The sequence below is a fragment of the Streptomyces sp. NPDC057900 genome, assembly GCF_042887885.1.
GTDB lineage: Bacteria > Actinomycetota > Actinomycetes > Streptomycetales > Streptomycetaceae > Streptomyces.
The window spans coordinates 48,664-72,981 of record NZ_JBHVOI010000018.1; the positions used below are offsets into that span (position 1 = coordinate 48,664).

The following is a 24,318-nucleotide window of genomic DNA, read 5'->3' on the forward strand; positions in this document are numbered from 1 at the left end:
AGGGCACGGGCCGCGTGCGGGCGGCGTCCTGCCCTCATTGGAATCTACCTGCGGGCACCGACAGCACTCGCCTGTGGGGCCCGCGGCGGACCGCACAGGGCCGGGTAGCCGCAGATACCCCGATGTGCCCGATTCCAATCCCGGGGAGTCGCTGTTCGGTCCTCCACCGGGCTTGTACCCATTCAGGAGGGGGACTCTTCGTCCTCTTCCTCACCGGTTTCGGCCAGTACGGGCGAGCCGTGGTGGGACCAGAGCTTCCAGCCGTCCGGAGTGCGCCGGAACACATTGGTGGCGACCACCAGCTGGCCCACCAGCGGCCCCAGTGAGCTGCCCTCCTCCGCGGGTCCGCCGCTGAGGATGTTCTCCGTGCAGGTGACCAGGGCGGTGTCGCCCGTCATGGACACCCCGACGTCGGTCAGGAAGAACTGGATGTACTCGGTGTTCGCCATGATCAGCGCGTAGCTGCGCAGCACCTCGCCCCGGCCGGTGAGCACCGGCCAGCCCGGGTGGACGCAGGAGACGGTGAGGTCGTCGCCGGGCAGCCAGAGCCCGGTGAGCTCGTCGAGGTCGCCGCGCTCCATCGCCTCGTAGAAGGCGGTGTTGGCCAGCTCGACCGCCTCGATGTCGGCGGCCGCGTCCGCGTGCTCGTCCCGCGACTCGTTCACGCGGCTCCCTCGACGGCGCGGGCGACGCGTACGGCGTCGGCGGTGGCCCGTACCTCGTGGACCCGGACGGCCCAGGCGCCGGCGCGGGCGGCGAGCGCGGAGATCGCGGCGGTGGCCGCGTCGCGTTCGCGGGCGGGCGGCGGGGCGGCGCCGGGACCGGCCAGCACATGGCCCAGGAACCGCTTCCGGGAGGCGGCGACCAGCAGCGGACGGCCCAGTGCGTGCAGGGCGTCCAGCCGGGCGATGAGCGAGAGGTCGTGGCCGGCGTCCTTGGCGAAGCCGAGGCCCGGGTCGATCACGATGCGTTCGGGGGCGACGCCACCGGAGACCACGGCGTCCATCCGGGTCCGCAGCTCCGCGACGACCTCCGCGACGACGTCCCCGTACACCGCGCGGCTGTTCATCGTCTCGCTGAAGCCGCGCCAGTGCATGACGACGAAGGGCACCCCGGCGGCGGCGACGACCGGGACCATGTCCGGGTCCGCGAGCCCGCCGCTCACGTCGTTGACGAGGACCGCGCCCGCCTCGACGGCCTGCTCCGCGACCCGGGCCCGCATGGTGTCCACGGAGACCGTGACCCCTTCGGCGACGAGCCCGCGGACCACCGGGACCACCCGGCGCAGCTCCTCGGACTCGTCCACCCGGCTGGCTCCGGGGCGGGTCGACTCACCGCCGACGTCGACCAGGTCGGCGCCCTCGCCGACCAGGTCGAGGCCGTGCTTGACGGCCGTCGTGGTGTCGAACCAGCGGCCCCCGTCGGAGAAGGAGTCGGGGGTCACATTGACGACACCCATGACCGCGCAGCGGTCCCACTCCGGCAGGCCCTGGACCGTGCCTCGTCCACGCAACGTACTCATACGACCAGCCTAGGCCGTGCCGGGACCGCTCACGCCGCGTGGACGCCCTGCTCCGGTGCGGAGGGCCGGGTGTGCGCGCAGGGCCGCCGTCCGCCCGAGGGGAGCCGGCGGGCCAGTGGGCGGGGCAGCGCGAAGCTGACGAAGCCCTCGGCCTGCATCGCGGCCAGCGAGATCCGGGGCAGGTCGCGGGCGGTGCGGTAGACCACGAACCGGGGTTCCCAGCGGGGCCGGAACTTGGCGTTGAACTTGTACAGCGACTCGATCTGGAACCAGCGCGACAGGAAGATCAGCAGGCCGCGCCAGACGCGCAGCACCGGTCCGGCGCCCAGCTTCTCGCCGCGGGCCAGCGCGGAGCGGAACATCGCGAAGTTCAGCGAGACGCGGGTGATGCCGAGCCGGGGCGCGGCCTGGAGGGAGGCGACGATCAGCAGCTCGTTCATCCCCGGGTCCGCGGCGCGGTCGCGGCGCATGAGGTCCAGGGACATGCCGTCGGTGCCCCAGGGGACGAAGTGGAGCACCGCCTTCAGGTCGCCGTACGGGGATTCGGTGCTCTGTTCGTCGGGCTTGTGGGCGGTCGCGATGAAGCAGTCCCCGTCGGCGCCGTCACCGATCCGGCCCAGCGCCATGGAGAAGCCGCGCTCGTTGTCGGTGCCGCGCCAGTCGGCGGCGGCCCGCCGGATGCGGGCGAGCTCGGCCTCACCGATGTCAGCCACGCGCCGGACCCGGGTCTCGTAGCCGCCGCGCTCGATGCGCTTCACCATCTGGCGGACGTTGCGCATCGCCCGTCCGGCGAGGGAGAAATCCGCGACATCCACCACCGCCTCGTCCCCGAGTTCGAGGGCGGCCAGTCCGGTCTCGCGGGTCCAGACCTCGCCGCCGGTCTCGCCGCAGCCCATCACGGCGGGGGTCCAGGAGTGGGCCCTGGCCTCGTCCATGAACCGTTCGATGGCGCCCGGCCAGGCCTCCACGTCGCCGATCGGGTCGCCGCTGGCCAGCATCACCCCGGAGACCACGCGGTAGCAGACGGCGGCCTTGCCGCTGGGGGAGAACACCACGGCCTTGTCGCGGCGGAGCGCGAAGTGGCCGAGCGAGTCGCGGCGGCCGTGCCGCTCCAGCAGTGCGCGCAGCCGGGCCTCGTCGTCCTCGGTGAGGCGGGCGGCGGGGTGTTCGGGGCGGAACGCGAGGTAGATGGTGGTGACGGCGGTCAGCAGGCCGAGCGCGCCGAGCGAGTAGCCCACGGTCCAGGAGGTGACTCCGGCGTACTCGACCGGGCCCTCGAAGCCGAACAGGCCGTACAGCACGTGCTGGAGCCGGTCGGCGATGCTGGGGTTGCCGACCAGCCGGCCGGGGTGGACGCTGACGATGACCAGGCCGAGGCCGAGCGAACCCGCGCCGAGCAGGACGAAGTTGGCCAGGGCCCGCCAGCGGCTGCGCGGGTCGGGGAGCGCCGCGAACTCACTCCGGTGGCGTACCAGCAGATAGCAGAGCGTCAGGGAGACGACCGCGCCCAGCACCGAGTGCCGGTACACGAACTGGGACAGCGCACCGGCCGGGAGCAGCACCACGGCCGCCCGCCAGGCCCGTCGTTTGTGCCGCTTGAGGCCGTGGGCCAGGAGCAGCAGCAGGACGCCCGCGCTCAGTGAGAGCGCGGCGGCGAAGGGGCCGAGGGCGCCGGGCAGTACTTCCGCGAGGGTGTGCATCCGGCTGTGGCGGAAGCGGGGGAAGACCCCGGCGGCGACGTCGATCAGGCCGACTACGGTGCAGGCGGTGCCGACGAGCACCGGTACGGTCTCTGGTCGCGGTCCGCGCACGAACTTGCGTGCGCTATTCGGAACCGATCCCGATTTATCCCCATCTAGCGTGACAGACATCGCTTCCCATGGTTCCGCGAGAGATGTGTGGAGTACGCCGGCCGGAGCCCGGCGGACGCTGTGCGACCTCTAGGACGAGCCTTCCGGGTGGAGGGTTCACCCGTATCCGGGAAATTTCCAGACAGAAAGTTCAATCGTCATGGGCCTTACCGGCAAGGCAGTGCTGATCCTGGCGATCGCACTGGCCGTCGTGCTGTTCGCCGCCACGATCTGGCTCTGGCCGAGGTTCGCCCGGCGCAGTGTCCCCATGGTGTTCGGCAGGGTCGGCCTGCTCCTGGCGACCCAGGTGGCGGTCTTCGCCTCGGTCGGCCTGATGGCCAACAACTCGTTCCTCTTCTACGGCTCCTGGGCGGACCTGTTCGGCCAGAAGCAGGACCTGGGCGTGGTGACCGACCACGCCGCCGGGACCCTGGCCGCGAAGAACATCGTCCGGGTGGGCACGCAGCGGCCCGACGTGCCGGGCGGTTCGCTGGCCACCAGGGGCGGCCGGATCGACAAGGTGGTGATCGCGGGGCGGCACTCCGGGATCGAGAGCTCGGCGTACGTGTATCTGCCGCCGGAGTACTTCCAGGAGGCGTACGCCCGGCGCAAGTTCCCCGCGGTGGTGGTGCTCACGGGCTACCCGGGCACTTCGGAGAACCTCCTCAAGGGGCTCCGCTACCCGCGTACGGCACTCGATCAGGTGAAGGCCGGGCGGTCGCAGCCGATGATCCTGGTGATGCTGCGGCCGACGGTCGCACCGCCCCGGGACACCGAGTGCGTGGACATAAAGGGCGGCCCGCAGACCGAGACGTTCTTCGCGCGGGATCTGCCGCGCGCGGTCTCGGCCGCCTACCGGGTGGGCAGCCGGGCCCGCAACTGGGGCATCATCGGCAACTCGACCGGCGGCTACTGCGCGCTGAAGATCGGGCTGCACCACCCGGACCGGTTCACGGCGAGCGCGGGGCTCTCCGCGTACTACAAGGCGGCGGAGGACCCGACGACCGGCAACCTCTTCCACGGCGACCAGGGGGCCCGGGACCACGCCGACCTGCTGTGGACCCTGGACCACCGGCCGATGCCCGACTCGTCCTTCCTGGTGACGTCCTCCCGCCACGGCGAGGACAACTACGCCGACACGAAGAAGTTCCTGGCCAAGGTGAAATCGCCGGCGCAGGCCTCCTCGATCGTGCTCGGCAGCGGCGGGCACAACTTCAACACCTGGCGCCGGGAGATCCCGGCCGCGCTGGAGTGGATGAGCAGCCGGCTCAGCGAGAACTGAACCGGCGCCGCACCCTCAGGAGCCCGCGCCCGCCCCGCCCGCCCCGCCCGAGACGCTCGCGACGCTCTCCACGGCCACCTCCGCGCGCGGCACGGCCCGGTCGTCCGCGTCGATCGAGCGGCGCAGCGCCTCGTGGAGGCGGGCCGGGGTGAGCACGCCGAGGAACCGGCCCGCGCTGTCCTCGTCGATGACCGCGATCCAGCCGGCGTCGTGCTGGAGCATGGTGGCGAACGCCTGCTTGAGCGGGGCGCCGACGGGCAGCCATGCCTCCATCCGGCGGGCGTGCTCGCGGATCGTGCCCCCGGTGGCGGTGAGCGCGTCGCCGGCCGGGATCCAGCCGTGCAGATGGTCGTCGCCGTCCAGGACGACGGCCCAGCGCGCGCCCTCCGCGCGCAGCCGTTCGGTCGCCGTGGCCAGCGTGTCGTCGAGGTGGACGACCGGCGGCTGGTCGAGGTCGCTCTCCTCGATGGGGGTGACGGAGAGCCGCTTGAGCCCCCGGTCGGCGCCGACGAAGTCCGCGACATATCCGGTGGCGGGGGCGCCGAGCACGGTGGCCGGTGTGTCGAACTGCTCGATCGAGCCCTGCCCGTAGACGGCGATACGGTCCCCGAGGCGGACCGCCTCCTCGATGTCGTGCGTGACGAACAGCACCGTTTTGCGGACCTGCGCCTGGAGCTTGAGGAATTCGTTCTGCAGCCGTTCCCGGACGACCGGGTCGACCGCGCCGAAAGGCTCATCCATCAGCAGTACCGGCGGGTCCGCCGCCAGCGCCCTTGCCACGCCCACGCGTTGGCGCTGACCGCCGGACAGCTGTTCCGGATATCGGTCACCATAAACGGAAGGATCGAGTCCGACCAGGTCGAGGAGTTCCGCGGCGCGTTCGCGTCCCTTTCCGCGTTTCCAGCCCAGGAGATGGGGCACGGTAGCGGTGTTTTCGAGGACCGTCCGGTGCGGGAACAGCCCGACCTGCTGGATCACGTAGCCGATACGGCGCCTCAGTTGGACGGGGTCGATGGCCGATATGTCGTCCCCGTCGAGGAATATCCGGCCCTCGGTCGGTTCGATCAGCCGGTTCACCATCTTCATGGTGGTCGTCTTGCCGCACCCCGATGGCCCGACGAGCGTGACGAGTTCACCCTCGGCGACCTCGAAGGAAAGGTCGTCGACGGCGGTCGTGCCGTCCGCATACCGCTTGGTGACGTGCTCGAAACGGATCATGGTTCCCCATTGTGGCGCGTGTTTTGTGAAGGACATGTTGCTGGAATACAACGGCTTCCGTGATTGTCAGTGGTCGAGGATAGGCTCGCCGGACATCAGTACGAGTGGGCGATCGGGAGGTGGGGGACAAGATGGCCGCACAGAACTGCCTGGTGACGAACGACTGGATCTGCGGGGAGTATCTCCGTTCCCGCAGCCAGGAGTTGACCGATGCCACGGTCCAGCACATCTGGATCACCGCGGTCTCGGTGGCGATCGGGGTCGCCGTGGCATTCCCGCTGGCCCTGCTCGCCCGCCGCAGCCGGCGCTTCGCCGGACCGGTGCTCGGGCTGACCACGGTGCTCTACACCGTGCCGTCGCTCGCGATGTTCTCGCTGCTGCTGCCGCTCTTCGGGCTCTCCGCGGCGCTGGTCGTCACCGGGCTGGTGCTGTATTCGCTGACCATTCTCGTGCGCAACATCCTGGCGGGCCTGGAAGCGGTCCCCGAGGAGGCGAAGGAGGCCGCCCGCGGCATGGGTTACGGGCCCGCCCGGCTGCTGTGGGAGGTGGAGCTGCCGCTCGCGATGCCCGCGCTGATGGCCGGGATACGCATAGCCACGGTCTCCACGATCGCGCTGACGACCATCGGTTCGATCGTCGGCCGCGGCGGTCTCGGCAACCTCATCGACGACGCGCTGCCGAGCTTCTTCAAGGCCCAGGTGCTGGCCGCCTCCGTGCTCTGCGTACTGCTCGCGGTCGTCGCGGACCTGCTGCTGCTCTGCGTGCAGCGGCTGCTGACGCCGTGGACGCGCATATCGAAATCCCGCGGAGCCGTGGACGCGGCCGGTACGGCGAAGGCGGTCTGACCCATGGGAGTTCTCGGCGAGGCCTGGACCTGGCTCACCACCGGCGCCAACTGGTCGGGGGAGAGCGGGGTGAGCCACCGGCTCGGTGAGCACCTGTACGTCAGCGGCGTGGCGCTCGCCCTGGCCTGCGCCATAGCGCTGCCCGTCGCGCTGTACCTCGGGCACATCGGGAAGGGCGGCGCGCTGGCCGTCAACATCTCCAACGTCGGCCGGGCGGTCCCGGTCTTCGCGGTGCTGGCGCTCTTCATGGTCTCGCCGCTGCGCAACAGCGGATACGTGCCGACCGTCATCGCCCTGGTGCTGTTCGCCGTGCCGCCGCTGCTGACCAACGCCTACGTCGGGATGACCGGGGTGGACCGTTCGGTGGCGGAGGCCGCGCGCGGGATGGGCATGTCGGGCGGCCAGCTCTTCGTCCGCGTCGAGCTCCCGCTGGCCTACCCGATGATCATGACCGGGCTGCGTTCGGCCGCCGTCCAGGTGGTGGCCACGGCGACGATCGCCGCGATGGTCGGTCAGGGCGGCCTCGGCCGGATCATCACCGCCGGTTTCAACACGTACAACACCCCGCAGGTGGTCGCGGGGGCCCTGTTGGTCGCCGTGCTCGCCCTGCTGGTGGAGGCGGTGCTGGTCGCCCTCGACCGGCTGCTGTCACCGCTGCGCCGCCGCCGGACGGCGTGAGCCCGGCCCGCTCCCGTAACCCCCTCGCAAACCGCACGTACCGCACGTACCGCATACACCGCATATCGCATATGGCCCTGTTGCCGTGGACGGAGAACCAACATGAGCAAGACCTCGCGCATAGTCGGCGCGGTCATCGGCATGGTCGCGCTGGCGGGCTCGCTCGCCGCCTGCGGCGGTGACAGCCTGGAGAAGGACAAGGGTGCCCCGGCCGGTGGCGACGGCTCCGGGAAGAAGGGCTCGCTCGTCATCGGCGCCGCCGCCTTCACCGAGTCCAAGGTGCTCGCGGAGCTGTACGCGCAGATCCTGGCCGACGCCGGATACAGCACCTCGGTCACCACGGTGAAGAACCGCGAACTGTACGAACCCTCCCTGGAGAAGGGCGAGATCGACGTCGTACCCGAATACGCGGCGACCATCACCGAATTCCTCAACGCCAAGGTGAACGGGGCGAAGGCGGCCGAGGAGAAGCCCCTCGCCTCCGGTGACACCGACGCCACCGTCGCCGCCCTGGAGAAGCTCGCGACCCCGCGCGGACTCAAGGTGCTGCCGCCCGGCAAGGCGGTCGACCAGAACGCCTTCGCGGTCACCAAGGAATTCGCCGCGAAGAACAAGCTGAAGACCCTTTCCGATCTCGGCGCCTCCAAGGTCGAGGTGAAGATCGCGGCCGGTGACGAGTGCGAGGTGCGGGCGTTCTGCGCACCCGGTCTGAAGAAGACGTACGGCATCGATGTGACCGGCATCGACCCCAAGGGAGTGGGCACCCCGCAGTCCAAGCAGGCGGTCAAGGACGGCAAGGACCAGCTGGTCCTGTCCACCACCACGGACGCGGTGCTGGACAGCTACGGCCTGGTTTTCCTGGAGGACGACAAGAAGCTGCAGAACGCGGACAACGTACTTCCGGTCGTCAATGCCAAGGACGCGGGCGGCGCGGACATCGCCGGCGCGCTCGGCAAGCTCACCGACGCACTCACCACAGAGGACCTGGCGGAACTGAACCGCAAGGTCGACGCGGAGCGCGCCAAGCCCGAGGACGCGGCCAAGGAATACCTCCAGTCCAAAGGTCTGATCAAGAAGTAGGCGAGCCCCGGGAGGGTGTTTCGGGGGCCGTCAGGTAACCGGCGGGGAACAGATTGCCGGGCGGCCCCCCAAGCAGGCCGTATGCACGGTAAATTTCAGGCCATGCCACGTGGACGCCATCGTCATTCGCCACCTCTGCACAGAATCCTTCCGCCTTCGGTCGTGGCCGGAGCCTCGGTCCTCTGTGCCGCGGGAGCCTGGCTGCTCGCCGAGCCCCTGGTCCTGCGCGCCCTGGTCGCCGCCTGCGCGGCCGCCGCCCTCACCGGCGCGTATCTGATGCGCAGCTGGGACCGGGAGGCGGGCCGCCGCGTCGCCGAGCTGACGCGCGCCCGCGCGGGCGACGAGTGGCGGGCAGAGGAACGCATCGCGGAGATCGAGGCCGACCTCGACGAGTCGCGCGAGCTGCGCGCCCGGCTGGAGACGAAGCTGCGCCGCAAGCGCGTCGAGCTGGCCGGGCTCCGGGGCGAGCACGCCGCGCTGCTGCGCCGGTACGCCAACGCCGAGACCGAGCGCGCCAGCGTGCTGGAGAGCCGTCGGCAGCTCGCCCTGGAGGCGGCCGCGCCGCCGCCCCGCGAACTGCCCGCCGCGCGCAGCACCCCGACCCCGGCCGGCTATCTCCGCGCCGCCCAGGCGCTGGAGGACCTCTCCCGCAACCGCGCGCTCCAAGAGGCCCGGCGCGCCGCGGAGCGCGCCCGGGAGGCGGAGGCGCGGCAGGGCAGGCACGCGCTCACCGGCGCCCCGACGGACGACGAGCAGCACCGCCGCCCCGCGGCCGCCCTGCCCGTACCGCCCCGGCCGTCCCAGGCGCTGGCGCCGCAGGAACCGGCGCCCCAGGCACTGCCGTCCCAGCCGACGCCGTCCCAGCGACCGCCGTCCCAGGTGCTGCCGGAGCGGCGTGCCGTCCCGGCCGCCGCCGCGGTCGTCCCGTACGCGGCGGCCCGCCGTCACCTCGTCCCGCAGGGCAGCTTCGACTTCTTCGGTACGCAGAAGGCGCACGCCGCGATCGAGTCCGTGCAGAACGAGGACCTCGCCGACGTGGTGGGTGAGGAGGCGCTCGCCGCGCACCGCACCGGCGCGGCCGAGAACCGGGCCGTCGGCAAGGTCATCGACCTGACCGCGCACGACGAGACCGAGCAGCTGGACGTGGCGGAGCTGCGCAGCGCGATCTCGTAGCGGCGGGGGCAGGCCTCCCGCCGCGCGGGCCGGGCTACTTGTCGATGTCCCCGACGACGAAGAACAGCGAACCGAGAATCGCCACCATGTCGGCGACGAGCGTGCCGGGCAGCAGCTCGGTGAGCGCCTGGATGTTGTTGAACGACGCCGAGCGGAGCTTCAGCCGGTACGGGGTCTTCTCGCCCTTGGACACCAGGTAGTAGCCGTTGACGCCGAGCGGGTTCTCGGTCCAGGCGTAGGTGTGGCCCTCGGGGGCCTTGAGCACCTTGGGCAGCCGCTGGTTGATCGGGCCGGGTGCCAGGTCCGCCATCCGGTCCAGGCAGGCGTCCGCCAGGTCCAGGGCGTTGTGCGTCTGGTCCAGCAGACATTCGAACCGGGCCAGGCAGTCGCCCTCGGTGCGGGTGACGACCTTCAGGGTGTCCTGGAGCTCCCCGTACGCGAGATACGGCTCGTCCCGCCGCAGATCGAAATCGACGCCGGAGGCGCGGGCGATCGGCCCGGACACCCCGTACGCGTGCACCGCCCCGGCCGACAGCACGCCGACCCCACGGGTACGGCCCCGGAAGATCTCGTTGCCGAGCACCAGTTTGTCGTAGACGTCCATCCGGGACCTGACGGAGGCGATCGCGTCCCTGGCCCGGCCGAGCCAGCCCGCCGGGAGGTCCTCCTTGAGGCCGCCGACCCGGTTGAACATGTAGTGCATCCGGCCGCCGGAGACCTCCTCCATCACGGCCTGGAGCTCCTCGCGCTCCCGGAACGCGTAGAACACCGGGGTGATCCCGCCGAGTTCGAGCGGGTAGGAGCCGAGGAACATCAGGTGGTTGAGGACCCGGTTCAGCTCGGCCAGCAGGGTGCGGGTCCAGACCGCGCGCTCCGGGACCTCCATGCCGAGCATCCGCTCGACGGCCATCACGACGCCCAGCTCGTTGGAGAACGCCGACAGCCAGTCGTGGCGGTTGGCGAGCATCACGATCTGCCGGTAGTCACGGGCCTCGAAGAGCTTCTCCGCGCCCCGGTGCATGTAGCCGATGACCGGTTCCGCGTGCTGGATGCGTTCGCCGTCCAGGACGATCCGCAGTCGGAGCACGCCGTGCGTGGAGGGGTGCTGCGGGCCGATGTTGAGCACCATGTCGGTGCTTTCCGCCGCGCCGCCGATGCCGACTGTCGTCTCCGTCATGGGGCCAGTATTGCCTGCGGGCCGGCCTCCCGGGGGCGCTGCCCCCGGGCCCCGCGCCTCAACCGCCGGCGGGGCTGGGTGTGCCCGGGTCCGGCCGCACCCGTTGCGTCAGCCAGCCGAAGTCGCCCAGGCCGCCCCGTGCCGTCAGCTCCGCCGCCTCGCCCGCGGCGGCCAGCGCGCGCACGTAGCCGGCCGGGTCGCTCGACGCCAGGGACAGCGGCGGGCGTTCACCGCTGATGCCCAGCTCCCGCAGCGCCTCGCGCTGGGTGCGGATCTCCGCGCCCCGGCCGCCCGCCGCCGCGCACGCGTCCAGCGCCACGTGCGAGGTGAGGTCGCAGCTGCCGTCCGGCACCGGTCGCACCTCGCGCCCCGCCCGGAAGCCGGTCAGCGTGCCGAGGCGCGGCCGGGCCTCCCGTACGTGGCTGTAGTCCACCGCCACCGCGAGCCCGGCGCTCACGGTGGCCACCGCACGCGCCCACGCCTCGTCGCGCGGGCGGCCGATCTCCGCCCGGCTGCCCGGTCCGGCCGGCGGCCACCAGTCCTCCAGCCACCGGGCGTCGGCCCCGCTCACCGGATCGCCCAGCCGCTCCGTACCGTCCGAGGGGCGGACCAGGACGTAGCGGCGGACGCCGTCCCGATCGGTCTCGGCCACCGGCGTCACCACGTTGTCCAGCCACTCGTTGGCGAACAGCAGCCCGCGCACGCCCCGCGGGGGCTCGGCGCGCCACTCCACCCGAGGGTCCAGACCGTCGGGGCGCGCGGCCAGCTCCACGGCGTAGGCCCGTACCGTGAGGTCCCCGCCGCCCTGCTCCGGGAGCGCGGCCAGCACCCCCGTCAACAGCTCTCCGCGCCCCGCCCCCAGGTCCACCAGGTCCACCGAACCGGTCCCGAGCTCGTCCGCCGTCCTGAGCAGCAGCCGGGCGACGGCCGAGGCGAACAGCGCGGAAGCGTGCACCGAGGTACGGAAATGACCCGCCGGCCCTTCGGGGCTCCGGTAGAACCCCCCGTCCCCGTACAAAGCGGTCTCGGCCGCCTCCTGCCACCCGCGCCACTCATCCGTCACATATCCAAGTCTCCACCTTGGGGAGTACGGTCTCCGGACCCGGATCGGCCCTTTGGCTGACCCACCCACCTGTCGGCTGTCCCTACGCTGGGTTACGTGCAGCGCCTCTACGATTTCATCCGCAGACACCCGACGGGCGTCGACGGCTTCTGGGCTGTCTTCCTTCTCGGGCTCTCCGGCATGACCATTGTGGCGGGCGGCGCCGGGCGCGGAGGCGGTGAACGCTTCGCCGTGGTGCCGGTCGTCGTCGGTCTCAGCGTCGTCGTCGCACTGCGCCGCCGCGCGCCGGAGAAGATGCTGCTGCTCGCGATCGCGATGGGCGTCGCCCAGCTGATCTTCGGGGTCAGACCGACCACGGCGAACTTCGCCATGCTGGTGATCACGTTCACGGTGGCCACGGTCGGCGAGCGCTGGGCCTCCCGGCTCGCGCTGACGTGCAGTCTCTGTGCGGCGGGGCTCTCCCAGCTCCGCTGGCCGAACCAGGATCCGGGCAGCTGGGCGCAGAAGCTGTTCATCGTCATCGTGATGACGGTGCCGTTCGTGCTGGCCTGGGTGCTGGGTGACTCGATGCGGACCCGGCGGGCCTACTTCGACCAGCTGGAGGAGCGCGCCGCCCGGCTGGAGCGGGAGCGCGAGGCGCAGTCGAAGGTCGCGGTGGCCGCCGAGCGGGCCCGTATCGCCCGCGAGCTCCACGACGTCGTCGCGCACAACGTCTCGGTGATGGTGGTGCAGGCCGACGGCGCCGCCTATGTGATGGACACGGCACCCGACCAGGCCCGGCAGGCGCTGGAGACCATCTCCAGCACCGGCAGGCAGGCACTCGCGGAGATGCGGCGGCTGCTCGGCGTGCTGCGCACCGGTGACGTGCCGGAGAGCGGGGAGTACGTCCCGCAGCCCGACGTCCAGCAGATCGAGGACCTGGTCGACCAGGTCGTCCAGTCCGGTCTGGCCGTCGACTTCAAGATCGAGGGCACCCCGCGCCCGCTGCCCAGCGGCGTCGAGCTGACCGCGTACCGCATCGTGCAGGAGGCGCTGACCAACACCCGCAAGCACGGCGGTCCGAACGCCGGGGCCAGCGTGCGGCTGGTCTACTTCGACGACGGGCTCGGCCTGCTGGTGGAGGACGACGGCCGGGGGGCCGCGCACGAGCTGTACGAGGACGGCGGGGCCGACGGCGCGGGCCACGGGATGATCGGCATGCGCGAGCGGGTCGGCATGGTCGGCGGCACGCTGGACGCCGGACCGCGCCCCGGCGGCGGATTCCGGATCAGCGCGCTGCTGCCGCTCAAGCCGGCCAACTGACCCGCCCCACGCCCCCCCCGCGTGGGAGACCGACCGAGGACCGACCGCAGGACGAAACAGGAGACAGTGACCCCCATGGCGATCCGCGTGATGCTCGTCGACGACCAGATGCTGCTGCGCACCGGCTTCCGGATGGTGCTGGCCGCGCAGCCGGACATGGAGGTCGTCGCGGAGGCCGGCGACGGCGCGGAGGCGATCGAGATCCTCCGGGCCACCGCTGTCGACGTGGTGCTGATGGACGTGCGGATGCCGAGGCTGGACGGCGTCGAGGCCACCCGCCGGATCTGCGCGGAGCCGGGCGCGCCCAAGGTGCTCATCCTGACGACCTTCGACCTCGACGAGTACGCGTTCTCCGGGCTGAAGGCCGGGGCCAGCGGCTTCATGCTCAAGGACGTGCCGCCGGGCGAACTGCTCGCCGCGATCCGTTCCGTGCACAGCGGTGACGCGGTCGTCGCCCCGTCCACCACCCGCCGGCTGCTCGACCGCTTCTCGCCGATGCTGCCGAGCGGTACGGCGGAGCCGCGTCACAAGGACATCGCCAAGCTCACCGAACGGGAGCGCGAGGTGATGCTGCTGGTGGCGCAGGGACTGTCGAACGGCGAGATCGCCGCGCGGCTGGTGCTCTCCGAGGCCACCGTGAAGACGCACGTCGGCCGCATCCTGACCAAGCTCGGCCTGCGCGACCGGGTGCAGGTCGTCGTCCTCGCCTACGAGACCGGTCTGGTGCGCGCCGGCGGCGGCGGCCGCTGACCCGCTGCCGCGTGGCGCTCAGCGCAGGATGCCCTCCAGGAAGTCGCTGCCGAGCCGCGCCACCACCGTCAGGTCCAGCTGGTGCAGGACGTACCGGCCGCGCCGCCGGGTCGTGATCAGACCGGCCTTCTTGAGCACCGTGAGGTGGCGGGAGACCTCGGGGGAGGTGATGCCGTTCGTGTCCGCGAGCTCCCCGGTCGTGTACGGGGAGCGGGCGATGTTGCGGCACAGCCGCATCCGCATCGGGTTGGCCAGCGCCTCCATCCTGAGCTGGAGCAGCTCGACGGAGGCGGGCGAGGGCAGTTCCGGCCGGTGCACCGGGTAGTGGATCACCGGGCGCCAGCCGGGCGCGTGCAGCACCGTCAGGTGCGGCCAGCCGAGGCTGGTCGGGATCAGGGTGAGCCCGGGTCCGACGGCCGGATCGGTGGCGTCGGTCGCGCCCTCGGTCAGCTTGTCGACGCTGATCCGGTCCCCGGACGCGTCCAGTGACACCGCGGTGGACACCGCGCCCATCGCCTCACCGATTCCCTTGCGGCGCAGCAGATCCGTCTTGTGCCGGGCGTCGGCCACCAGCTGGACCCGGGTCCGCCGCCAGGTGTCCGCGAAGAACGCCTCGTCGCAGTCCTCGAAGAGGCGCCGCACCCAGCGGCGTACGGAGGCGGGGTCGGTCAGCAGCCGCTGGGTGAACTCCACCTGCTGCGGGCCGCGCGTCGCCGCCATGTCCAGGGCGCGGGCGCGCATCCCGGCGTCGACCAGCGGCGAGGGGGCGCCGGTGCCGTACTGGGCGGCGCAGGTGAATTCCAGGGCCGCGGCGACGAAGCGCTCGTCGTCCAGCCGGTCCAGGATGTCCAGGTCGTCCGCGAGGGCGGCGCCCGTCCTGCCGTCGCCGCCGCGCACCCCGGCGAACGGCATGAAGACGTCCGAGAAGGTGTGCCGCCACAGGAACTCCGCCTCGTGCAGCCGGTCCGCGAGGTCCGGCTCCAGGGCTGTCGTGGTGGCCGTCGCCCAGCCGTGCAGCCCCGGGTGGTGGCCCGGCTCCGACAGCGCGTGCAGGGCGAGCCCCAGCTCCGCGAGGGGGGAGGTCTCGAAGACGATGCGTCCGGGGTCCAGCCCCGTGATGTCGATGGTCACGCTCACCCCTCCATGGTGCGGGGTGAGCGGGGCGGGCCGGGCCCCGATTGACGGCCGGCGTCAATCGGGACCCGGCCCGACTCAGCGCTGCCGGGCGAGCCGCTCCTGCTCGGTCACCCGCTCCAGGAACCCGCCCAGGGCCGTCTTCACGTCCGCCGCCGTCCACCCGAGCCCCGACTCGGTCACGGTGACCTCGGTGAAGGAGATCCCGGGCGGCCCGGCGTCGGCCGGCACCCACATGCGGAAGAGCGCCGTGCCCGTCTCCTCCGCCAGCCGCACCGACGCCTGGGTCAGGACCTCCGGCGCGTGCGGCAGCCACACCTGGAACTGGTGGGTGTGCGGCGGCTCCGGATGCACCCGGAACCAGCCGGCACCGGCCTCCGCGAGCCCCTCGGCCAGCGCCCCGGCCACCATCCGGGCCTGCGCCACGTACGACGGCAGCCGCGGCAGTTCCCGCGCCAGGCCGCTCAGGGCGGAGAGCGCCGCCGGGAACTGCTGGAAGAGCTGGCCGCCGTACCGGTGCCGCCAGGCGCGGGCCTCCTCGATCAGCGAGGCGGAACCGGCGAGCGCGGCCCCCGAGATCCCGCCGAGGGTCTTGTAGAACGACACGTACACGCTGTCCGCCAGCGCCGCGATCTCCGGCAGCTCCCGCCCGAAGTGCGTCGCGCACTCCCACAGCCGCGCCCCGTCGAAGTGGACCACCGCGTCGCGTTCGCGCGCGGCCGCCACCACCGCCTCCAGCTCCTCCCAGGTGGGCAGGACGAAGCCCGCGTCCCGCAGCGGGAGCTCCAGCATCAGGGTGCCGAAGGGCTCCTCGAAGTCGCGGATCTCGTCCGCCGTGGGCAGCCTGGGCTCGGTCGTCGGGTGGACGGTGCGCAGCCCGCTCACCACGGACAGCGCGCCCCGCTCGTACATCTCGGGGTGGGCGAGCGGGTGGAGCGCCACCGTCGGGTTGCCGGTGCGGCCCGCCCAGGAACGCAGCGCGGCCTGCTGTGCCATCGTCCCGGTCGGGAAGAACGCGACCGCCTCCTTGCCGAGCACCTCCGCGATCCGCCGCTCCAGCTCGGCGACCACGCCGCCCCCGTAGATGTCCACGGGCTGCTTGAGGTCGGTGAGCGTGTCGGCGTCCTCGGCCAGCGCGGCCAGTGCCTCACCGATCGAGCGGTCCATCGGGGCCCGCCACAGGGTCCGCTCGGCCCGCTGCCACGCCGCGATCCGGCGGCCGCGCGGATAGTCGTCCGCGCCCCGGGCTCCGTCCGCGCCCGGCGTCCCGTCCGCCGCGTCGTCGCGTGCCTGTTCGTTCGTATCTGCCATGGGACGATCATCACGCAGAACCGGGCTCCCCTCCACGGGGTATTCGAGCTCCGGTTCGAGTAGCGGTCCGGGTCCGGGTCCGCGCGGGCGCGAGCGGGGTGCGAGGTTTCCCACAGCCTGTGGACAGCCGGGAGCCGGACGAAACGCTGGCGTAGCATGCAGAGAAATCGTCCGGTACCCCCCGCGGACTGGAACGGAAGGCCACTGCCGCGTGAATGCAACAGCCCCCAAGGAGCCCCTCGACGCGAGGGACCGCCCCGCCCGTCTCACCGTCGGTGTCGTCGGCGCCGGCCGGGTCGGCCCCGCGCTGGCCGCGGCCCTGCGGCTCGCGGGACACCGCCCGGTCGCCGTCTCCGGTGTCTCCGACGCCTCGGTGGCCCGCGCCGCCGCCCTGCTCCCCGACGTCCCCCTGGTGACGCCCGCCGAAGTCCTGGCGCGCGCCGAGCTCGTCCTGCTGACCGTCCCCGACGACGCCCTGCCCGGCCTCGTCGAAGGACTGGCCGAGACCGGCGCGGTCCGGCCGGGGCAGCTGATCGCGCACACCTCCGGGCGGTACGGCACCAAGGTGCTGGACCCCGCGCTGCGGGCCGGCGCCCTGCCGCTCGCCCTGCACCCGGCCATGACGTTCACCGGCACATCCGTGGACGTCCAGCGGCTGGCCGGCTGCTCCTTCGGCGTCACCGCCCCCGAACAGCTCAGGCTCGCGGCCGAGGCGCTGGTCATCGAGATGGGCGGCGAACCCGAGTGGATCGCGGAGGAGTCCCGTCCGCTCTACCACGCCGCCCTCGCCCTCGGCGCGAACCATCTGGTGACGCTCGTCGCCCAGTCGATGGAGCTGCTGCGCACCGCCGGGGTCGCCGCCCCCGACCGGATGCTCGGCCCGCTGCTCGGCGCCGCGCTCGACAACGCCCTGCGCTCCGGTGACGCCGCCCTGACCGGGCCGGTCGCCCGGGGCGACGCCGGTACGGTCGCCGCGCACATCGGCGAGCTGCGCGCCCACGCCCCGCAGGCGGTGGCCGGATACGTCGCGATGGCCCGCGCCACCGCAGACCGCGCCCTCGCCCACGGCATGCTCAAGCCGGAACTGGCCGAGGACCTGCTCGGCGTCCTGGCCGAGGACGGCCGCGCCGACGGCCGCACCGACGGTGGCCGCGGCAGCGGCACCGGACCGGAGGAGCCCCGATGAACGAGCCCGCCGCCACCCTGCTCCGCACCGCCGCGGAACTGGCCGCGTACGCCCCCGGAGCGCCCGGCGCCCCCCGGCCCGAGCGCGCCGTCGTGATGACGATGGGCGCCCTGCACGAGGGCCACGCCTCGCTGATCCGGCACGCACGCGCGGTCGTCGGCCCGGCCGGTCAGGTCGTCGTCACCGTCTTCGTCAACCCGCTCCAGTTCGGGGAGGCGGCCGACCTCGACCGCTACCCCCGCACCCTCGAAGCCGATCTCGCGCTCGCGGGCGCGGCCGGCGGCGACGTCGTCTTCGCGCCGTCCGGCGACGAGGTCTACCCCGGCGGCGAACCGCAGGTCCGGATCGCGGCCGGCCCGATGGGCGAGCGGCTCGAAGGGGCCTCGCGCCCCGGGCACTTCGACGGGATGCTCACCGTCGTCGCCAAGCTCCTCCACCTCACCCGCCCGGACCTCGCGTTCTACGGGCAGAAGGACGCCCAGCAGCTGGCGCTGATCCGCCGCATGGTGCGCGATCTGAACTTCCCCGTGGAGATCGTGGGGGTCGAGACGGCCAGGGAGCCCGACGGCCTCGCGCTCTCCAGCCGCAACCGTTTCCTGGACGCGCACGAGCGGCACACCGCCCTCGCCCTGTCCCGGGCCCTGTTCGCCGCCCGCGACCGGCTCGCCGCCCAGCAGGCGCTGCACGCCCGCGCGCTGGCCGGCGGGGCGAACGAGGACCGGGCCGCCGGGCTCAACCGGCTCGGCGAGGCCCGGCTGGCCGCCGACGCGCAGGCGGTCGCCCGAGCCGTTCCGGACGGCGGGCCCGCCGCGGTGCGCGCCGCCGCCCGCGCCGTCCTGGAGGACGCGGCGGCCGCACAGCCCCCGCTCGCGCTGGACTACGTGGCGCTCGTGGACCCGGCGGACTTCACCGAGTTCCCCGACGACCGCACATCGGGCGAGGCGGTACTCGCCGTCGCCGCCCGGGTGGGCGCCACCCGCCTCATCGACAACATCCCGCTGACCTTCGGAGCCACCCCGTGACCGGAATACGGCTGACCGCCCCCGCCCCCGGCTGGTCCATCGACGCGGATGTCGTGGTGGTCGGCTCCGGCGTGGCCGGCCTCACCGCCGCACTGCGCTGCGCCGCCGCGGGCCTCGCCACCGTCGTCGTCACCAAGGCCCGCCTGGACGACGGCTCCACCCGCTGGGCCCAGGGCGGCGTCGCGGCCGCGCTGGGGGAGGGCGACACCCCGGAACAGCACCTGGACGACACCCTGGTCGCGGGCGCCGGCCTGTGCGACGCGGCGGCGGTCCGCACCCTCGTCACCGAGGGCCCCGACGCCGTACGGCGGCTGATCGGCACCGGCGCCCACTTCGACACCGCGGACGACGGCACCATCGCGCTGGGCCGCGAGGGCGGCCACCACCGCCGCCGCATCGCCCACGCGGGCGGCGACGCGACGGGCGCGGAGATCTCCCGCGCCCTGGTCGAAGCGGTCCGCGAAGCCGCCCTGCACACCGTCGAGAACGCCCTCGTGCTCGACCTCCTCACCGACGCGGAGGGCCGTACGGCGGGCGTCACCCTGCACGTCATGGGCGAGGGCCAGCACGACGGGGTCGGCGCGGTCCACGCCCCCGCGGTCATCCTCGCCACCGGCGGCATGGGCCAGGTCTTCTCCGCCACCACCAACCCGCCGGTCGCCACCGGCGACGGCGTGGCACTCGCGCTGCGGGCCGGCGCGGAGGTCTCCGACCTCGAATTCGTCCAGTTCCACCCCACCGTGCTCTTCCTCGGCTCCGGCGCGGAGGGCCAGCAGCCCCTGGTCTCGGAGGCGGTGCGCGGCGAGGGCGCCCACCTCGTCGACGCGCACGGCACCCGCTTCATGCTCGGGCAGCACGAGTTGGCGGAGCTCGCCCCGCGCGACATCGTCGCCAAGGCCATCACCCGCCAGATGCAGCTGCACGGCACGGAGCACATGTACCTCGACGCCCGCCACTTCGGCGCCGAGATGTGGGAGCGGCACTTCCCGACCATCCTGGCGGCCTGCCGCGCCCACGGCATCGACCCGGTCACCGAGCCGATCCCGGTCGCCCCCGCCGCGCACCACGCCTCCGGCGGCGTCCGCACCGACCTGCGGGGACGTACGACCGTGCCCGGCCTGTACGCCTGCGGCGAGGTCGCCTGCACCGGGGTGCACGGCGCCAACCGGCTGGCGTCCAACTCGCTCCTGGAAGGCCTCGTCTTCGCCGAGCGCATCGCGGCGGACATCGTCGCGGACCGCCCCCGCGCGGGCGCCGAGGCCGTCGTCAACGGTCCCGCGCCCTCTCCGCTGCTGCCCCCGGAGGCCCGGAGCACGATCCAGCGCATCATGACCCGCGGCGCGGGCGTCGTGCGTTCCGCCGACAGCCTGGCCAGGGCCGCGGAGGAGCTGGAGGACCTGCACCGCAGCGCGTTCCTGAAGGCCGGGTCCGCCGAGCCCAAGGACGCCGAGCCCGGCGTCGAGGCCTGGGAGGTCACCAACCTGCTCCTGGTCTCCCGGGTGCTGGTCGCCGCCGCCCGGCAGCGCGAGGAGACCCGCGGCTGCCACTGGCGCGAGGACCGGCCCGAGCGCGACGACGAGAACTGGCGCCGCCACCTCGTCGTCCGGCTCACCCCCGACCGGCAGCTGACCCTCCGCACGACGGATACCGAGGCGTTCGGCCCCGTGGACCCGGCCGGGGCAGCAGACTGCGCAGCAGCAAGCACCACCCACCCCACTCCCGAGGAGCCGTAACCGTGAGCACGCCCGAAGAGAATCCGCGCCCCACACCCGTGGACGTACCGCTGATCCAGATCGGCGCGCCCGCACCTGCCGCGGGCGGCTGCGGCGACGGCTGCGGCTGCGGCGGGGACGAGGGCTACGGCGACGAGTGCGGGCTCGACCCCGCGCTCGCCCAGCTCCTCGCGGACGCCGGTCTCGACCCGGTCCAGGTCGAGGACGTCGCGCACGTCGCCATCGCGGAGGACCTGGACGGCGGGGTGGACGTCACGACCGTGGCCACCGTCCCGGAGGACGCCGTGGCGACCGGCGACTTCACCGCACGGGAGGCGGGCGTGGTCTCCGGTCTCCATGTGGCCGAGGCCGTCCTGTCCATCGTCTGCACGTCAGCGTTCGAGGTCGAGCGGCACGTCCTGGACGGCGACCGTGTCGTCCCGGGCCAGAAGCTGCTGACCGTCACCACCCGCACCCGCGACCTGCTCACGGGTGAACGCGGCGCGCTCAACCTGCTCTGCCGGCTCTCCGGCATCGCCACCGCCACCCGCGCCTGGGCCGACGTCCTGGAAGGCACCAAGGCCAAGGTCAGGGACACCCGCAAGACGACGCCCGGCCTGCGCGCCCTGGAGAAGTACGCGGTGCGCTGCGGCGGCGGGGTCAACCACCGCATGTCGCTGTCCGACGCCGCGCTGGTCAAGGACAACCACGTCATCGCGGCGGGCGGGGTCGCCGAGGCCTTCAAGCGGGTCAGGGACGAGTTCCCGGACCTCGCGATCGAGGTCGAGGTCGACACGATGCAGCAGGTGATCGAGGTGCTGGAGGCGGGCGCCGATCTGATCCTGCTGGACAACTTCACCCCCACGGAGACGGCGGAGGCCGTCGCCCTGGTGGGCGGCCGCGCGGTCCTGGAATCCTCGGGCCGGCTGACGCTCGACTCGGCCCGCGCCTACGCCGAGGCCGGGGTGGACTACCTGGCCGTCGGCGCGCTCACCCACTCCGCGCCGATCCTCGACATCGGCCTGGACTTCCGCGAGACCGACGGGGCCGGCGCCTGATGCTGCTCACCATCGATGTCGGAAACACCCACACCGTGCTCGGCCTGTTCGACGGCGAGGAGATCGTCGAGCACTGGCGGATCTCCACCGACGCCCGCCGCACCGCGGACGAGCTGGCGGTACTGCTGCAGGGCCTGATGGGCATGCACCCGCTGCTCGGCATGGAGCTGGGCGACGGGATCGAGGGCATCGCCATCTGCTCCACCGTCCCGGCCGTCCTGCACGAGCTGCGCGAGGTGACCCGCCGCTACTACGGCGACGTCCCCGCCGTCCTCGTCGAGCCGGGCATCAAGACCGGCGTGCCGATCCTGATGGACAACCCGAAGGAGGTCGGCGCGGACCGCATCATCAACGCGGTCGCCGCGGTCGATCTGTACGGCGGTCCGGCGATCGTCGTCGACTTCGGCACGGCCACCACCTTCGACGCGGTCTCCGCCAGGGGCGAGTACACCGGCGGCGTCATCGCGCCCGGCATCGAGATCTCGGTCGAGGCGCTCGGCGTCAAGGGCGCCCAGCTCCGCAAGATCGAGCTGGCCCGGCCGCGCAGCGTGATCGGCAAGAACACCGTCGAGGCCATGCAGGCGGGCATCATCTACGGCTTCGCGGGCCAGGTCGACGGCGTCGTCGGGCGGATGAAGAAGGAACTGGCGGCCGACCCGGACGACGTCACCGTCATCGCGACGGGCGGCCTCGCCCCGATGGTGCTGGGCGAGTCCTCCGTCATCGACGAGCACGAGCCCTGGCTCACGCTCATCGGCCTGCGCCTGGTGTACGAGCGGAACGTGTCGCGCCTGTAGGCGGCGGACCCGTGACCGGCGGTGTTCCGGCGCGGCGGCCTCCCCGGCCGCCGCGCCGCCGCACGGCCAGTTAAACGGATTTTGTCCATTTAGCACGTATTGTCGCGTCATGCCCACGCCCTACGGATCACGCGGCGGTATGGCGTTCAGCGCGGACGAGCTGCGAGTGCTCCGACGTGCCCTCGCCATCGCCCTCCACCCCGCGCCCCTGCCCGAAGAGGATGTCCAGGACTGCCTGCGGCTAGCGGGCTCCGTGGACGAGACGGTGAGCGAGGCGGGACGGCTGCGCGCCTTCCTCCTCGCCGACCTGACCCGCTACAGAAACGCCCTCCCCGGCTCCCTCAGCGGCTATCTGGAGCTCCTCCAGGACGCCCTGGCCGCCGGGTACGACCCCCGCCCGGAGGATCTGGCCGCGCTGCGCGCCCTGCGCGGCGGACCGGTCGCCGCGGCGCTCCTGGAGCGCTGTCAGGTGCTCGCGGAGCGCTCTGTACGGGCCAGGCTGTCCGGACGCGCCGTGTCCGCGACGGCCCCCGCGCCCCGGAGCCGGCTGCTCGCGCTGCCCGGCGGCCGGGCGGCGGAGCCGGACAAGCCGAAGGTCCCGGTGGCCCCGGCGCGCCCGGCGGCGCCGTCGGACCGCCCGGCCCCGAAGCCCTCGGAGGTCTTCCCGCCGCGCCGCCGCCCGGTGCCCCCGCCGCAGCAGCGCGCCGCGGGGTAGGGGGCGCGCGCAGGTCCGTACCCGCCTCGCTACTCTGGACGTCATGGACTACGTATCCGCGCTCGTGCCCCCCGTGGTGATGGCAGCCTTCTTCATCGGTCTGGTCCGGACGATCGTCAAGAGCCAGGGCGGTCCCAACAAGGCCAAGGAGGACGCGGCCGTGGACGCGGCGATCGGCCGGGCGGAAGCGGCCCACCAGGCCCCGCGGACCGAAGCGGTCTGACCCCCGCCGGGTCCCGCGCGTCGCGCACAGCACCGTACGAAGGGCGTACGGCTCCCAGAGAGCCGTGCGCCCTTTTGTTGTGTGAATAACCGCCCATTCCAGACATTTAGCACTAGGGTGACGCTGTGCCCCGTCAATTGGGAGAGCTGGAAGACGCCGTGATGACCCGGGTCTGGCAATGGAACCGTCCGGTTACCGTGCGGGAAGTCCTTGAGGACCTCTCGCAGGAACGGTCCATCGCCTACACCACCGTCATGACGGTAATGGACAATCTCCATCAGAAGGGCTGGGTGCGCCGGGAAGTGGACGGCCGCGCATATCGATATACGGCGGTCTCCACCCGCGCCGCGTACTCGGCCGCACTGATGAACGAAGCCTGGTCGACGAGTGACAACCCGGCCGCCGCGCTCGTCGCGTTCTTCGGCATGATGTCGGCCGAGCAGCGTGAGGCTCTCCGGGACGCCATGCGGATGGTTGTGCCCGCTCTTCCCGAGGACACCGCGGCGTCTGCCGCCGAAGCCGTCGAAGCGGCCGATGGAGCGGAGCAGGAGCCCGAACGATAGCGTCGGGGTATGTCCTCAGAGCTTCCGCAAACCGATTTCCGGACCGAACCGTCGGTTATAAACGTACCCATCACCGTCCGGCGCGCCAGGACGAGCGATGTGGACTCCGTCCGGCGTCTCCTCGACGGCTACGTGCGTGAAGGCATCCTGCTCGACAAAGCGACGGTCACCCTTTACGAGGACATCCAGGAGTTCTGGATCGCGGAACGCGACGAGGACGCCCGCGTCATCGGCTGCGGCGCACTGCATGTGATGTGGGAAGACCTCGCCGAAGTCCGTACTCTCGCGGTAGACCACAGCATCAAGGGAGCCGGAGTCGGGCACCAAGTGCTGGACAAGTTGTTGCAGACCGCCCGCTGGCTGGGCGTGCGACGGGTTTTCTGTCTCACCTTCGAAGTCGACTTCTTCGCGAAGCACGGCTTCGTGGAGATCGGAGAGACGCCGGTCGACGGAGATGTCTACAGCGAGCTGCTGCGTTCCTATGACGAGGGAGTCGCGGAGTTCCTGGGTCTCGAACGAGTGAAGCCGAACACCTTGGGTAACAGTCGGATGCTTCTGCACCTGTGACCGTCGGAAGAAGCCCGAGCTCTATGTCCGAATCGCGCACGTTTCCCGTCTTCTTGCGCTGCTGAACCTCTCCCGAGGGTTTGTGTTTTC

The 24,318-nt window shown here is 72.3% G+C and carries 24 protein-coding genes; 16 read left to right on the top strand and 8 right to left on the bottom strand.

What is annotated here, in order from left to right; translation table 11 throughout:
- Positions 1-182: 182 nt before the first annotated feature.
- The 3 genes from ACFVQ0_RS35125 to ACFVQ0_RS35135 form a co-directional block, all read right to left on the bottom strand.
- Positions 183-665: a nuclear transport factor 2 family protein gene (locus ACFVQ0_RS35125; protein WP_311304865.1), complete on the bottom strand. Its 483-nt coding sequence runs from the start codon at positions 663-665 to the stop codon at positions 183-185.
- A complete protein-coding gene (gene folP, locus ACFVQ0_RS35130; protein ID WP_390093289.1) occupies positions 662-1,459 on the bottom strand; it encodes a dihydropteroate synthase in 798 nt (265 codons plus the stop codon). The genes ACFVQ0_RS35125 and folP overlap by 4 nt, the downstream gene beginning before the upstream one ends.
- Positions 1,460-1,551: 92 nt before the next feature.
- Positions 1,552-3,393 (bottom strand): phosphatidylglycerol lysyltransferase domain-containing protein, encoded by a 1,842-nt coding sequence (locus ACFVQ0_RS35135; protein WP_390093242.1) that lies wholly within the window; start codon positions 3,391-3,393, stop codon positions 1,552-1,554.
- 139 nt (positions 3,394-3,532) lie between these two features.
- Here ACFVQ0_RS35135 and ACFVQ0_RS35140 point away from each other — a divergent pair, with 139 nt between their 5' ends.
- Complete coding sequence (locus ACFVQ0_RS35140) at positions 3,533-4,654, top strand: alpha/beta hydrolase (RefSeq protein WP_390093243.1); 1,122 nt, start codon at positions 3,533-3,535, stop codon at positions 4,652-4,654.
- 15 nt (positions 4,655-4,669) lie between these two features.
- Here the strand turns inward: ACFVQ0_RS35140 and ACFVQ0_RS35145 are convergent, their stop codons facing one another.
- A complete protein-coding gene (locus ACFVQ0_RS35145) occupies positions 4,670-5,872 on the bottom strand; it encodes a betaine/proline/choline family ABC transporter ATP-binding protein (protein WP_390093244.1) in 1,203 nt (400 codons plus the stop codon).
- Positions 5,873-6,003: 131 nt separating this feature from the next.
- Here ACFVQ0_RS35145 and ACFVQ0_RS35150 point away from each other — a divergent pair, with 131 nt between their 5' ends.
- The 4 genes from ACFVQ0_RS35150 (at position 6,004) to ACFVQ0_RS35165 (ending at position 9,648) form a co-directional block, all read left to right on the top strand.
- Positions 6,004-6,717: an ABC transporter permease gene (locus tag ACFVQ0_RS35150; RefSeq protein ID WP_311304869.1), complete on the top strand. Its 714-nt coding sequence runs from the start codon at positions 6,004-6,006 to the stop codon at positions 6,715-6,717.
- A gap of 3 nt (positions 6,718-6,720) precedes the next feature.
- Positions 6,721-7,395 (top strand): ABC transporter permease, encoded by a 675-nt coding sequence (locus ACFVQ0_RS35155; protein WP_390093245.1) that lies wholly within the window; start codon positions 6,721-6,723, stop codon positions 7,393-7,395.
- A gap of 102 nt (positions 7,396-7,497) precedes the next feature.
- On the top strand, positions 7,498-8,475 hold the full coding sequence (locus ACFVQ0_RS35160) for an ABC transporter substrate-binding protein (protein WP_390093246.1): 978 nt from the start codon (positions 7,498-7,500) through the stop codon (positions 8,473-8,475).
- Between the two features lie 102 nt (positions 8,476-8,577).
- Positions 8,578-9,648: a hypothetical protein gene (locus tag ACFVQ0_RS35165; RefSeq protein ID WP_390093247.1), complete on the top strand. Its 1,071-nt coding sequence runs from the start codon at positions 8,578-8,580 to the stop codon at positions 9,646-9,648.
- Between the two features lie 34 nt (positions 9,649-9,682).
- Here the strand turns inward: ACFVQ0_RS35165 and ACFVQ0_RS35170 are convergent, their stop codons facing one another.
- The gene (locus ACFVQ0_RS35170) at positions 9,683-10,825 is read right to left on the bottom strand and encodes an NADH-quinone oxidoreductase subunit D (RefSeq protein WP_390093248.1); all 1,143 of its coding nucleotides are present in this window, start codon (positions 10,823-10,825) and stop codon (positions 9,683-9,685) included.
- A 58-nt stretch (positions 10,826-10,883) separates the two neighbouring features.
- Positions 10,884-11,888, bottom strand: coding sequence for an SAM-dependent methyltransferase (locus ACFVQ0_RS35175; RefSeq protein WP_390093249.1), 1,005 nt, complete (start codon positions 11,886-11,888; stop codon positions 10,884-10,886).
- A gap of 96 nt (positions 11,889-11,984) precedes the next feature.
- Here ACFVQ0_RS35175 and ACFVQ0_RS35180 point away from each other — a divergent pair, with 96 nt between their 5' ends.
- Together ACFVQ0_RS35180 and ACFVQ0_RS35185 are read left to right on the top strand one after the other, a co-directional pair.
- Positions 11,985-13,190, top strand: coding sequence for a sensor histidine kinase (locus tag ACFVQ0_RS35180; protein ID WP_390093250.1), 1,206 nt, complete (start codon positions 11,985-11,987; stop codon positions 13,188-13,190).
- A gap of 75 nt (positions 13,191-13,265) precedes the next feature.
- Positions 13,266-13,940, top strand: coding sequence for a response regulator (locus ACFVQ0_RS35185; protein WP_390093251.1), 675 nt, complete (start codon positions 13,266-13,268; stop codon positions 13,938-13,940).
- A gap of 18 nt (positions 13,941-13,958) precedes the next feature.
- Here the strand turns inward: ACFVQ0_RS35185 and ACFVQ0_RS35190 are convergent, their stop codons facing one another.
- Positions 13,959-15,071, bottom strand: a complete 1,113-nt coding sequence (locus tag ACFVQ0_RS35190; protein ID WP_390093252.1) for a DUF5937 family protein — start codon at positions 15,069-15,071, stop codon at positions 13,959-13,961.
- 81 nt (positions 15,072-15,152) lie between these two features.
- Positions 15,153-16,385, bottom strand: a complete 1,233-nt coding sequence (locus tag ACFVQ0_RS35195) for a threonine aldolase family protein (RefSeq protein WP_390093253.1) — start codon at positions 16,383-16,385, stop codon at positions 15,153-15,155.
- Positions 16,386-16,596: 211 nt separating this feature from the next.
- Here ACFVQ0_RS35195 and ACFVQ0_RS35200 point away from each other — a divergent pair, with 211 nt between their 5' ends.
- From ACFVQ0_RS35200 to ACFVQ0_RS35240, 9 genes are all read left to right on the top strand, one after another.
- Entirely contained in the window at positions 16,597-17,571 is a 975-nt protein-coding gene (locus tag ACFVQ0_RS35200) for a Rossmann-like and DUF2520 domain-containing protein (RefSeq protein ID WP_390093254.1), read from the top strand.
- Positions 17,568-18,593 carry a pantoate--beta-alanine ligase gene (panC, locus tag ACFVQ0_RS35205; RefSeq protein ID WP_390093255.1) on the top strand — a complete coding sequence of 342 codons (1,026 nt, stop codon included), beginning with the start codon at positions 17,568-17,570 and terminating at the stop codon, positions 18,591-18,593. The genes ACFVQ0_RS35200 and panC overlap by 4 nt, the downstream gene beginning before the upstream one ends.
- Positions 18,590-20,326 (top strand): L-aspartate oxidase, encoded by a 1,737-nt coding sequence (locus tag ACFVQ0_RS35210; RefSeq protein WP_390093256.1) that lies wholly within the window; start codon positions 18,590-18,592, stop codon positions 20,324-20,326. The genes panC and ACFVQ0_RS35210 overlap by 4 nt, the downstream gene beginning before the upstream one ends.
- 2 nt (positions 20,327-20,328) lie before the next feature.
- Positions 20,329-21,363, top strand: coding sequence for a carboxylating nicotinate-nucleotide diphosphorylase (nadC, locus tag ACFVQ0_RS35215; RefSeq protein ID WP_390093257.1), 1,035 nt, complete (start codon positions 20,329-20,331; stop codon positions 21,361-21,363).
- A complete protein-coding gene (locus ACFVQ0_RS35220) occupies positions 21,363-22,160 on the top strand; it encodes a type III pantothenate kinase (RefSeq protein WP_024493731.1) in 798 nt (265 codons plus the stop codon). The genes nadC and ACFVQ0_RS35220 overlap by 1 nt, the downstream gene beginning before the upstream one ends.
- A gap of 139 nt (positions 22,161-22,299) precedes the next feature.
- Positions 22,300-22,875, top strand: a complete 576-nt coding sequence (locus tag ACFVQ0_RS35225) for a hypothetical protein (RefSeq protein ID WP_390093290.1) — start codon at positions 22,300-22,302, stop codon at positions 22,873-22,875.
- A 43-nt stretch (positions 22,876-22,918) separates the two neighbouring features.
- On the top strand, positions 22,919-23,098 hold the full coding sequence (locus tag ACFVQ0_RS35230) for a hypothetical protein (protein WP_390093258.1): 180 nt from the start codon (positions 22,919-22,921) through the stop codon (positions 23,096-23,098).
- A gap of 125 nt (positions 23,099-23,223) precedes the next feature.
- Positions 23,224-23,661, top strand: a complete 438-nt coding sequence (locus ACFVQ0_RS35235) for a BlaI/MecI/CopY family transcriptional regulator (protein WP_390093259.1) — start codon at positions 23,224-23,226, stop codon at positions 23,659-23,661.
- A gap of 9 nt (positions 23,662-23,670) precedes the next feature.
- Positions 23,671-24,228 carry an amino-acid N-acetyltransferase gene (locus ACFVQ0_RS35240; RefSeq protein ID WP_311304886.1) on the top strand — a complete coding sequence of 186 codons (558 nt, stop codon included), beginning with the start codon at positions 23,671-23,673 and terminating at the stop codon, positions 24,226-24,228.
- Positions 24,229-24,318: the final 90 nt, after the last annotated feature.